The 12,028-nt window shown below is 38.7% G+C and carries 10 protein-coding genes; 4 read left to right on the top strand and 6 right to left on the bottom strand.

Features of this window, described 5'->3' with window-relative positions; all coding sequences use genetic code 11:
* Positions 1–6: 6 nt before the first annotated feature.
* The gene (gene serS, locus AC5NT5_RS09125; RefSeq protein ID WP_494512983.1) at positions 7–1,311 is read left to right on the top strand and encodes a serine--tRNA ligase; all 1,305 of its coding nucleotides are present in this window, start codon (positions 7–9) and stop codon (positions 1,309–1,311) included.
* A 445-nt stretch (positions 1,312–1,756) separates the two neighbouring features.
* On the opposite strand, the gene AC5NT5_RS09120 is transcribed toward serS, so the two are convergent.
* Positions 1,757–2,431, bottom strand: coding sequence for a hypothetical protein (locus AC5NT5_RS09120; RefSeq protein WP_182672146.1), 675 nt, complete (start codon positions 2,429–2,431; stop codon positions 1,757–1,759).
* Between the two features lie 690 nt (positions 2,432–3,121).
* On the opposite strand from AC5NT5_RS09120, the gene AC5NT5_RS09115 reads away from it, so the two are divergent.
* Both AC5NT5_RS09115 and AC5NT5_RS09110 read left to right on the top strand, forming a co-directional pair.
* A complete protein-coding gene (locus AC5NT5_RS09115) occupies positions 3,122–3,541 on the top strand; it encodes a hypothetical protein (protein WP_188161755.1) in 420 nt (139 codons plus the stop codon).
* A gap of 117 nt (positions 3,542–3,658) precedes the next feature.
* Positions 3,659–4,090 (top strand): hypothetical protein, encoded by a 432-nt coding sequence (locus tag AC5NT5_RS09110; RefSeq protein ID WP_518528051.1) that lies wholly within the window; start codon positions 3,659–3,661, stop codon positions 4,088–4,090.
* A gap of 197 nt (positions 4,091–4,287) precedes the next feature.
* Here the strand turns inward: AC5NT5_RS09110 and AC5NT5_RS09105 are convergent, their stop codons facing one another.
* Positions 4,288–5,478 carry a PQQ-dependent sugar dehydrogenase gene (locus AC5NT5_RS09105; RefSeq protein ID WP_494512985.1) on the bottom strand — a complete coding sequence of 397 codons (1,191 nt, stop codon included), beginning with the start codon at positions 5,476–5,478 and terminating at the stop codon, positions 4,288–4,290.
* On the opposite strand from AC5NT5_RS09105, the gene AC5NT5_RS09100 reads away from it, so the two are divergent.
* Positions 5,463–5,915 carry a hypothetical protein gene (locus AC5NT5_RS09100; RefSeq protein ID WP_494512986.1) on the top strand — a complete coding sequence of 151 codons (453 nt, stop codon included), beginning with the start codon at positions 5,463–5,465 and terminating at the stop codon, positions 5,913–5,915. The two genes, AC5NT5_RS09105 and AC5NT5_RS09100, sit on opposite strands and share 16 nt — an antisense overlap.
* A 99-nt stretch (positions 5,916–6,014) precedes the next feature.
* On the opposite strand, the gene AC5NT5_RS09095 is transcribed toward AC5NT5_RS09100, so the two are convergent.
* From AC5NT5_RS09095 to AC5NT5_RS09080, 4 genes are all read right to left on the bottom strand, one after another.
* Positions 6,015–7,214, bottom strand: coding sequence for an Nramp family divalent metal transporter (locus tag AC5NT5_RS09095; protein ID WP_494512987.1), 1,200 nt, complete (start codon positions 7,212–7,214; stop codon positions 6,015–6,017).
* A 294-nt stretch (positions 7,215–7,508) separates the two neighbouring features.
* Positions 7,509–8,771 carry a valine--pyruvate transaminase gene (locus AC5NT5_RS09090; RefSeq protein WP_494512988.1) on the bottom strand — a complete coding sequence of 421 codons (1,263 nt, stop codon included), beginning with the start codon at positions 8,769–8,771 and terminating at the stop codon, positions 7,509–7,511.
* A gap of 136 nt (positions 8,772–8,907) precedes the next feature.
* A complete protein-coding gene (locus AC5NT5_RS09085; RefSeq protein WP_494512989.1) occupies positions 8,908–9,567 on the bottom strand; it encodes a glutathione S-transferase in 660 nt (219 codons plus the stop codon).
* Between the two features lie 10 nt (positions 9,568–9,577).
* On the bottom strand, positions 9,578–11,869 hold the full coding sequence (locus AC5NT5_RS09080; RefSeq protein ID WP_494512990.1) for a peptidase U32 family protein: 2,292 nt from the start codon (positions 11,867–11,869) through the stop codon (positions 9,578–9,580).
* Positions 11,870–12,028: the final 159 nt, after the last annotated feature.

Here is a 12,028-nt window from a genome sequence, read left to right as displayed (position 1 = left end):
ACTAACATGTTAGATTCTAAATTTTTACGTCAAGACATCGAACAAACTGCAGCACGTTTAGCGGCACGCGGTTACGAACTCGATGTAGCGACGGTAACGGCACTTGAAGAAAAACGCAAAACATTACAAGTAAAAACGCAAGAACTTCAAAGTCAACGTAATGCAAGCGCAAAAGCAATTGGTCAAGCCAAAGCTAAAGGCGAAGACGCACAGCCATTACTTGATGCAGTGGCTAACTTAGGCAGTGAGCTAGACGCCGCTAAAACTGAGCAAGATGAAGTATTAGCCGCAATTAACGACATTGCGTTAGCAATTCCAAACTTGCCAGACGAGTCAGTTCCTGAAGGTAAAGACGAAGACGACAACGTTGAAATTTTAACGTGGGGCACACCTAAAAAGTTTGATTTTGAAGTTAAAGACCACGTAGATGTAGGCCAAGACCTAAACGGTTTAGACTTTGAAATGGGCGTTAAAATTAGTGGTGCACGCTTTACCGTAATGCGCGGCCAAGTTGCGCGTATGCACCGTGCACTAACGCAATTTATGCTAGATACACACGCTGATAAAAACGGCTACACAGAAATGTATGTACCGTACCTAGTAAATAGCGCAAGCCTTTATGGCACCAGCCAATTACCTAAATTTGCAGGCGATTTATTCCACACATTAGGCCTTGTAAATGACGACGGCGAACAACAAGCCGGCTTTAGCTTAATTCCTACAGCTGAAGTACCACTTACAAACAGCGCCCGTGACGAAATTTACGACGAAAGCGATTTACCAATTCGCTTAGTTGCCCACACTCCGTGTTTCAGAAGTGAAGCAGGCAGTTATGGTCGCGATACACGTGGCTTAATTCGTCAACACCAGTTTGATAAAGTTGAACTTGTACAACTTGTAAAACCAGAAGACTCAATGGCAACGCTTGAAGAGTTAACAGGTCACGCAGAGCAAATACTACAAGCGCTTGAACTTCCGTACCGTAAAGTAATTTTATGTATGGGCGACATGGGCTTTGGTTCAGCTAAAACATACGATTTAGAAGTATGGTTACCTGCGCAAGACACGTACCGCGAAATTTCATCATGTTCAAACATGACTGACTTTCAGGCGCGTAGAATGCAAGCACGTTTTCGCCGTGAAGGTGTTAAAAAGCCAGAGTTACTACATACACTAAATGGTTCAGGCTTAGCCGTTGGCCGTACATTAGTAGCCATCCTAGAAAACTACCAACAAGCCGATGGTTCAGTAGTTGTGCCAGAAGTATTACGCCCATACATGGGTGGACTTGAAGTGATTGGTAAACAATAAAAATCTAGTTTAAGTTAAGCAAGCTTTAAGCTTGTAAATTATAATTAAAAAGCCGCTGTTTGTAATGAACAGCAGCTTTTTTGTTGAGTAAAGATTCGTATTAGTACTAAGAAATTTTAATAAAGTAAAAGATTTTTATCTTTAGCGCCAAGGAAAATGACTGATAAGGATTTGAATCAATTTCTACGCATGAGCTCGAGCACTCATTTCCAACATATATTTGGTGGTATAAATTAATTCTGGTAGATGAATAAATTTTAAATTAATGAAGATTTGAAGCAAAAGGTAAAATATAGTAATTTAATCTTATTCGAAGTGAGTTTAAAAATTATAAATTATAACTTTAAGCCTCCGTGTCGAGGGTGATATGAAGCTTTAAGTTAAAATAGGGGCTCTTCAAAAGCCCCGATTTTAATAATAATAAATATTACTTACTTATTTATTATTACTCTGAGAGTGTCTTAGTATCATCCGCGAAGAGACCCTTCCACTTACTTGGTATATAACTATCAATAACTTTTACTTCTGCGTTTAAGCTAGCTAATGAATCTTTTATTTTAACCATCGTAGTAGGGATATTCTGACTCGTATCTCCTGCAATAGAGCGAACTAAACTTTGGCTTAGTGCATTAACAGATATGCCACCAGTTTGTTGTTCAAAGGTCGTGTATACATCAACTTGAAACCCTTTTTGATATTGTACAACACATATGAAAAATGTCGTTCTTTCACTCCAACCACTTGCAGATTTATCTGACTTCATTGTAAGTAGAGGGTCTTTACACTGTGGGATTTTCATAGTTGCCCCGCCAGAGGCTTGTGATAAAGCAGAGAATCCACTTACTAGCCCACCTAATTGTGTATTTTCAAATGGGCTGACTAGCTCAAATCTTGAAGCCGTTTCTGGCAGTAATGAAGGTGGGATTCCTCGGTTGACTGAAAGACTACTCATACTACTTTGAGCAGTTTCAACAATAGTATCTAACAAATTATCTCTGATAGTAGCATCGCCTTTAACATCTATTACCATGTAGGCTTGTTCTGTTGTTCTTGTAGGGGTAGTGGAAGCACAGCCAGCTAAAACTAAAAAACTAAAAGCTAATATTATCTTATTTTTCACTAAATTTTCCTTTTAAATTTATCTTGTTCTTAAGTCGGTAACTTAAGAAAAGCGATATTTTACAATCACCTAAGTGTAAATCAATTAAATATTTAAATATTTGGTTTGTTTGCTTTAAAAGTGGTCAGATGAGTTGTTATTTGAACAAGTTTTACTACCCTAAAGCTGTTCTATAAATGTAAATAAGTTTAATTTTTACTTTAAGTATGATGAAAAAAGCTAAAAGCTAAAAGCTAAAAGCTAAAAGCTAAAAGCTAAAAGCTAAAAGCTAAAAGCTAAAAGCTAAAAGCTAAAAGCTAAAAGCTATAGAGGTCAAAATTAAATTTATAGATTAATTTAGCTGCGGGTTAAGCCGTCTTGGAAATAGAAGCTAATGTAGTAAGAGTAGAGGTAAGGTCTTTCTTTTTGCCTTTAGGTTTTATTATTGGTTATTTCATGCAAATTAATTCGGTATCACCAACATAAGCTTTGCATCTTCCTCAGTTGTAACAAACACATCTCTTACTTGCATTGCGGCCTCAGGGAATACGTGAGACTGCATAAATTCACCAATGCGGACTTTGATATTACACGTAAACATTCAACAATCGATTGTACCCAGGTAGAAACACGGCTATGGTTTGTTTATCAAGATAAATAAACCAGCTAATTTACAGGTTTATTTATGTCTCACGGAGGTTTTATCGCTCTATGAATGTTTTTCTAATAATTGCAGGCACATTAAGTGCTGTTGTAGCAACTTTGCATTTAGGTTGTATCTATTTTGGAGGTTCTTGGTATCGGTTCTTCGGTGCAGGAGAGCAAATGGCATTACTTTCTGAGCAAGGAAGTATTAAACCAACTCTTATTACTAGTATAATTGTTCTGATTCTATCAACTTGGTCATTGTATGCATTTTCAGCCGCAGGTGTTATTTTTAAACTTCCATTCACCCGACTAGCTCTTGTGTTAATAACTTTTATTTATTTAGCTCGTGGGATTACTGGATTCTTTCTAATAAATAACCCTATGGGGCGTTCGCCTGAATTTTGGGTTTGGAGTTCTATTATTTGTTTATCTTTTGGTATTGTTCACCTTGTTGGTTTAAAACAACAATGGGCAAGCTTGTGAGTAAAGTGTAATCTAATAAAGAATCAAACAAGGGCTATTACAATTGGCTTTTGGTAAAGCATTATATTTATAGTTAACTACTTCTCGCTAATAATTGACGGAACAAGGAATATTAAAATGGATAAAATGTCAGTTCACATAACCTCTAAACCTTTAGAAACTTACCCGCAAAAACAAACTTTAAAGGTGGTAGCTGATGAAGTAACCGAAAAAGCGACTGTGCACAAAGCAGCGGTTCAAAGTGACCAAGTGGATATATCCGAAGAAGGAAAAGAAAAAAGTCTGGAAGATCAAAATCGTGAAGCGTTACGTAAATTATCAGGCAATGAAGATGCAAGTCAGGCGTCACAATCAGAAGGTGACCCTATTGATGAACAGATTGCTGAAATACAAGAAAAGATAGAAAAACTACTACAGGAAACTGCATTATTACGCAGTAAAGATGATGAAGAGTCGCAGGCTAAAGTGAAGGTGCTAGAAGCAGAAATTACCGGGCTTAACACTCAACTTATTGAATTATTGAGGCAGCAATTAGAATCGGGTAAATAACAAGCACAGTAAGTATATGCAAAGGCAATTGGAGACAAGAACGTTATTAAGAACATAATAAAGACGCTCACTTTAATCTTAAAACTAAAGGGGTTAACCCCTAATCTTACTGATCAAATTACTTAATTAACCAAAGTGGCTTATTTAAAGCCGCTATCTTACTTTAAAAGCGAAGCGGCTTTTATTTGCTTTATGAATTAGTTTGCTGTCATCAACATTAGCTTTGCCTCTTTACCGTCTGTTAATACTGCGACGTTACCTTTATCAGTTATAAACACATCTCTTAACCTGCCTGCGGCCTTGGGAAATACGTGAGACTGTGTAAATTCACCATTGGCCAGATTAACGCTGTAGAGCTTTTTATCAACAAGAGTAGTGATAAGCACATGTTGTTGTAATGAGGGAAACGCTGCATGTTTAGAGCCGTAATACGCCATGCCTGATGGCGCTATTGATGGCGTCCAATTAACACTTGGTTTTTGCATGCCTTTATATTCGGTAAATGGTGAAATACGCGCTTGCGAATAATCTTTGCCATAAGTGATTACAGGCCAGCCATAATTAGTGCCAGCGGTTAAATAATTTAGCTCGTCACCGCCTGCAGGGCCGTGTTCGTGGCTAACAATTTGCTGCGTATCGTAATCATACACTAAGCCTTGAGGGTTACGATGACCAAAGGAGTAAACAGCATGTGCATTTAGGTTTCTGTGACTAATAAATGGGTTGTCTGTTGGAATGGTGCCATCTAAGTTTATACGTAATATTTTACCAAGTTGGCTAGTGATAACTTGCGCTTGCTCTCTAAAGTCAAAACCATCGCCCGTTGAAACTAATAACGTATTGTCGGGTAGGATAAGGGCGCGACCAGCGTAATGTTGTGGTGTGTTTTTATCAGTCGCTACTTTATAAATAACGTTAGGCTTTGAAAAGTCAGTGCCATTAAACGTGGCTTTGGCAACAACAAGCCTGTTTTCGCTTGCATCACCTTGGGCATAGGTAAAAATAACTTCTTTGGAGTCGTTATAATCTGGTGATAATACAATGTCGAGTAAACCACCTTGGCCTGCAACGTATAAACCTGTTAGGTTTAATTTTACTCTTGATTGCACGTTGTTTTTAACTATAACTACGTGGCCATCACGCTCTGTAATTAGCCATGTGCCGTTTGGTAGTTCAACCATGCTCCACGGAGACTGTAATTGCGTAGCCAGTGTTTTTGTACTGTATTGCTCCTTTGGGAGCGCAACATCTGCATTAACAGAAAACGCACAAAGCGAAAGCAGAGTAAAAAAAGAGATACATTGTTTACGGGGCAAGCCTTTGCTAGCATGGCTAGCATAAGAGAAAAGCTTTATTTTAAGTTGAGATAACCATGTCGTTTTTAACACGTATATTGCCTTCATTTTTAGTTTCTTGGTTACTTACATTCACACTAGCTAGCTTGTTTCATAGCCAATACGTTGTCAATCAATTAGTTAATGTAGGTGTAGTGGTGGGCTTTAGTGATCGTGCTAGTTTAACGCTTGATGATTGGTTAGGCCTATTACCTACCTACGGCGCTATTATTGCCCTAACACTTGCCATCGCTTTTTTTGTTACCGCAAAGCTTAATAAAAAGGTTAAAAAATACAGTACTCAGCTATTTGTTATTGCTGGCATTTTGGCATTTACTATTGTGTTAATTGCCATTGAATCAATTATGAATATTCATATTATAGCGGGCGCAAGAGGCTGGGGTTTTTATGCTCAACTGCTTGCAGGCGCGGTAGGTGGTTTTGCGTTTTCGCAATTATTTAAAGCAACTAAAAACCAAAAAGCTTGTTAGATGTGTGAATATAAGTAAGGCTTATACGTTATTTGGTGATTAATAAAGGCCGCTGTTTATTGTAAACAGCGGCCTTTAAATATGGTTTTTAGAATTTAATCAAAAAATTAAACTAATTAGTTTGTAGCTACTTAGCCCAAAAATTAGGATTAAAACGGGTAGGGTAACCAGGTTTAATACCAAAGAGTTAGTGTAGTTTCCCATAACCCCTTTTTGATTAACCAGCCATACAAGGTAGGTGCTAACAATAGGGAGTAATAACCCGTTAGCCGCCTGTGCGAATATAATTACCGCGACAGGGTCTAAACCGAGTGACGCCACCGCAGCACCAAACAATAAAATAACAATAGCGACGCCTTTAAAACGTGAGTTACCCATATCGTTTGACCAACCTAACATGCCACACACTGCGTAAGCACCGGCAAGTGGCGCTGTAATAGCACTTGTTAAACCTGCAGCAAATAAACCAATAGCAAAAAAGTAATGAGCGGCATCACCAAGCAATGGCTCTAGCTGCACAGCCATGTTAGCCGCACTAATTTGCCCCGCATCGGTTCCATAAAATGCAACTGAAGCTGTAGATAAAATAGCTAAAGTGATCACACCGCCTAAGGTGACTGATAGGCCTGTATCAACATTTGTTTGTTTAATCACTTTTTGCATATCGCTGTTACTGTCGTGTCTAGCAGCGAGCACGCCGGAGTGTAAAAATAAGTTGTATGGCACAATGGTAGTGCCAACTAAAGCTAGTATGGTTGTAATAGAGCCTTCAGGCATACTAGGAATAAAACCAGCAAATACATCACCCAGTGAAGGCGCTGCCATTACAAGTGTTGAGATAAACACGAAGCTCATTAAAATAACGAGTAAAATTAGCGCGTTTTCAACCACTTTATGTTTGCCGCTATACAGTAAAGCTGCACTAAAAAAAGCAATAAGTGGTGTCCATAGTTGGGAGCTAACTTGAGGGAATATTTCAATTAATCCCATGCTAGCGCCACTTAAGTTACCCGCTTCATAAGCTGCACTGCCCACACCAATGGCGCTGATGACTAAAAATATAGCTAAAAATTTAAATAAAGGCGTTTGAATATGTGCTCTGAGTGCTTGAGCTAAATCTTGCCCGGTGGCAACGCCAAGGCGCGCCGCCATAGATTGTAATAATATAGTGGCAATTACTGAAAACAGTAATGTCCATATAAGTGCAAAACCAAAGTTTGCACCTGCCACGCTAGCGGTAGTAATGGTCCCTGGTCCAATGAAGGCAGCGGTGACGAGTAGTCCTGGTCCTAATCGCATAATTGACCTTAATAGTGCTATTGCATGTTGCTATTTAAAGTTACATCTTACGTTTAAAACCAATAATTATACGCGATGCCTGTTGTGTTATTGCTGCCACTTAAAATAAGTGCCCTGCAGCGATAGTCGCTCCTTGACTGGTTCTTTTTTATAAGCATATGCTAAAAAAGGTCGCGTAGGATACCAATTTATATATAAATTTAAAGGGGATAGAATGTGTTTGCGTAAATTTTAAACGAACGTATAAGCGAATTAAATATACTGATGCCGATATTTATATCGGCATCAGTATATTTACTTTATTAGGCTTTTAATCGCTTCTAAGCCTTTTTTTAGGGTATCTGCATCGGTAGCATAGTTAATACGGATACACTCGTGCTTGTGCGCCCAATCATCGTCAATGCCGATAAAAAAGTTATGACCAGGGATCACATACACGTCTTGCTCTTTAAGTTGTTGATACAATACCTCGCTTGTTATTTTTGTATCTTTAAACCACAGCCACATAAAAAATGCACCTTCAACTTTGTGCAAATAAACAGGCAGTTCGGCAAACACTTCGTCAAACAATTCAATCGCGATTTGTGCTTTTTTACGATAAAAAGGCAGTACAACGTTGCGGCACAGTGGTAGTAGTTCGTTGTCGTTAATTAAGCGTGTCACTAAGCTTGGGCCAATACTATTTGGCGATAAAACCATGCTGCCGTTTACGCGGCCAATTGCTTTAATAATCTCATTATTGGCAACCACAATACCGCTGCGTAAACCCGGTAGGCCCAGTTTTGAAAGTGACATACATAAAATAATGTTTGAGTTCCACGTTAGGTTTGCATCGGTGTAAATACAACCTGGAAACGGGTCGCCATATGCGTTATCAATAATGAGTGGAATACCATATTGCTTAGCGAGCAAATCAAGGTGTTTTACTTCATCATCAGTAATTACATTACCTGTTGGGTTAGTAGGGCGTGATACGCACAGCGCGCTTATGCTGCTGTCGTTTGCTAGTGTTTTTTCAACTGCTTTAAAATCAATGACGTATTTAAACTGTTTTGATGTGCTGCCTGTATTCAAAATTTCGATATCAGGTTTTATGGCAACAAACATATCAGCCGATAAACCTTGATCGGCATAACCTATGTACTCTGGCGCAAGGGGAAATAAAATCTTTTTATGGCTGCCATCCGGCATTTCGCCTGCCAACATATTAAACAGCACAAAAAAGTTAGCTTGGCTGCCATTGCCAAGTGCTACGTTATCGGCGCTAATATCCCATGCGTACTCTTTACTTAGCTGGCCAGCTAATGCGGCTCTAAACTCGTCGTTACCGGTTGGGCCATCGTAAAGGCCAAACACCTGCGATACTTTATTGCTGGCAACAAGCTTTTGTAATTCACTTAAAAAAACCTCATTTACTTGTGGTACTAATGCGGGATTACCGCCACCCAGCATAACAATATTTGGATTGTTACTGTTTTTAGCCCCGCCTAAGTCTTCCATTAATTGGGTAATGCCGTTGGGTTGTGTAAATTTAGTGCCAAAGTTTGAGTAGTTCATAATGCATAGCGTTTGTTAATAATGGGGAGGGCAGTATAGCGTAAATATAGGGCTTAAATCCGATGATGAGAATAATTCAATGCTAAGATTTACAGCTAGTTAAAGTAATGTAATTCCTTATAAAACAAAGGCTAAGTTAAGACTTTTTAACGCCGTATAAAAACTCTTCGCCGCAGTCCATATACAAATCAAATTTGGCCATAACTTTGGTAAACATGGGGGCGTGTAAAAACTCGTTTAACCATGCGCGAACATGCGTGTATTCACTTTGTAAGTACCAATGTTTATCTACACGGGCAAACTGTCTAATAAATGGCAGCAGGGCATAATCGGCTAGACTTTTTTCATCGCCTATTAAGTATTTATGGGTGGCTAGTTTTGCTTCAAATTGCTTAATAAACTCTTCGCAGGCTTTTTGGTAATAAATTTGTGCCATGTCTTTTGTACGCGCATAAAATTTGTACTTTTCGAGCACAGGTTTAAATTGCATATCGTTTAGCTTAATTAACTCAAGCATGCGCTCAAGTGCTAATGGGTCTTGAGTATGCAGTAAATTATGCGGATCGTTTTGCTTTAAAGCCCACAGCATAATGTCTAGGCTTTCATCTATAACTTGGTTGTTAGGTAGTAATAAAACAGGCACAGTGCCTTTTGGCGATATTTGCAAAAGATGCGGCGGTTTATTTTTAGTTTTTATAGCGCGTAGTAGCACGTGTTGATCTGCCATTAAAATACCCATTCGTGCACGCATTGCGTATGGGCAGTGTTGTAATGAATATAATAATGGCAATGTCATGTTAGTTACCTTAGCTGTTTAGGCCTTCAACATACTGCTGACGGGTTTGTACTTTAACCAAGCTATTTAAGTGTTCAACCGCTTGTGTTTGCCCGTTAATTAAATCTTGAAAATGCGCAAGTAACACGGCTTTATCCAGTTTTTCTTTATCGCCTGAACCAATGTCAGTTAAATCAATCATGAACTCGTCAAACTTATCGGCATAATCGGTCACAATATCCATATTTAAAAATTGCTCATGATTATAAATGCTCGGGTAGCCGCCTTTTTGTTTATCAATGGCAAAACTAATGCCTTTAACATTGGTAACGGTTGTTTCCTTTTTACAGCTCAGCATACAGCTGGCATCAATACGTGGTTTTTTACAGCCAACGGTTTGCTGGAAAAAACACTGGCGGCTGGTCATCATTAGTATTGGGTGATAAATGCTGTACATCATTTTAAAGTTGTTAGGGCGTTTAATATTACGCATTTGTGGTTTGTTTATTTCGTTTGAAATAAACGCGCCTTTTGCGTTTAAATCTTCTTGTAGTGTTAGTAACGCATAAGAGTTTGTGGTGTTTAACAACGGGCCTGCAATCCAGTCAATACCCATTTGTACTGCTTTAAATGCAACGCCTGTGTTGTTACTAATAATAAGCTTAGGTTTTACAACCTCGAGCAAACGTACCGCTTCTTCAAAATCTTTACCAATTAATACCGCCGGAAACCACGGAATTAACTGTGGGTGCTCTAAAAATACATTAATGTATTTATCGTTATCGGTTCTAAAGCTCTCTGGTAATTTAAAGTAAACATCGCCACCTGTTAAATCGCATAGGTGAACGTCTTTTATGTCCGATATTAAAATAGAGAGTGTTGTTTTGTTATCGGCTTTAGGGTGGTTTACTAGTTTTGGCAGTTCAACAGGGGCGAGGACGTCTTTGCCTTCGTTTAATAAAAACGCGACTTGCTTCTTAATACGGGCAAGCTCTTTAAACGGAATGCTTAAGTTGTTGCCTAAGTTTGAGTAATCCATATTTTTAATTTCAAAATTGGCATTACTAAACGTTTTAAAGCGCTTATCAATGGCAGCAATATCAACAACCGATTTATCGGCGGTTTGCATAGGCATTTGCGATTGAACTTCAAAGCGTAGAGGTTGAAGGGCGCTTTGCTCTGCTAGGGTGTTGTTGTGTTTATCGTTTATTGTCAGTGTTACTGTAAATGGCTGGTTTAATTGGCCTGTAAACTCAAAGCGTAGTTCTCGTTTTGAAATATCTAAAAACTCAATCTTCTTTTTAACTAACGTATCAATGTCATTTTTTTCTGCGGCGAGCTCTTGTTGTGCATCGTAAATTTGCACAACCGAAATCGCGTTACTCTTTTCGTTAGCGTGATCAAAGCTATGGTCGCGCGGGTTGTCGGTAAACATGTTTTTTGTCATGTCACCTTGCAAAAACTTATTAGTAAAATTACGGTTAAATACTTTGTATAAGCTTGAATCATCTTCAATTAAATTACCTGTTTGTACAAAGGTATCTATTTGTTTGCGCCAGCTATCAATAACGGTATGTACGTAGTTAGCACCTTTAATGCGGCCTTCTACTTTTAACGAGTCAACACCTGCGGCTACCAGCTCTGGCAAATCAAAATAGGCTGAATTGTCTTTTAAGTTTAACGGATGTTTGTTACCCATAGCCGTTGGCTCGTATTCATCACGACATGCTTGTGAGCAACGACCACGGTTACCTGAGTTACCCACACTTACTGAGCTTGAATAACATTGCCCCGAAAACGCAATACACAATGCACCATGTACAAACACCTCGGTCAATACATCGCATTTGTGCGCTACATCGGTCAGTATTTTAATTTCAGTTAAGTTAAGCTCGCGCGATAAATTTACACGTGTAGCGCCAATGCGCGCTAAAAACTCAACCTGTGATTCGTTATGGGTGGTTAACTGAGTTGATGCGTGAATATGCAAAGTAGGAAAGTGCTTTTTAACTATATTGAACAACCCTAAATCTTGCACAATAATGCCATCGAGCGTGGTATTTACGAGTTGGTTAAGTAGCTTAAATAGCGCGCCTATTTCGTGCTCTAATATAACTACATTAAGTGTTAAAAATATTTCACAGCCGTATTCATGGGCTAGGCGAAGTGCGCCGTTAAGCTCATCAAACGAAAGATTAGACGCTCGGTTACGTGCATTAAAGGTATCTAATCCACAATAAACCGCATTAGCACCGGCTACAATGGCGGCTTTTACTGCGTTAACATCACCGCCTGGGGCTAATAGTTCAATCTTTCTACTCATTACAATGTCGCTTCGCTCATATTTAATTGCCGCGAATTTTATATGGTTAAGCACGTTAATGCTATTTATTGAGGGATATAATAAAGACTAATACCAATTCGCTTAATTAAGTGATCTATTTTGAGGCTGGAAAAACGTGTTGATAGCTAGGCAAAAAAT

Source organism: Pseudoalteromonas sp. J2K-J599, from assembly GCF_059295115.2.
The sequence above is the reverse complement of the archived record's forward strand: the minus strand, read 5'-3'. Positions and strand labels throughout refer to the sequence as shown.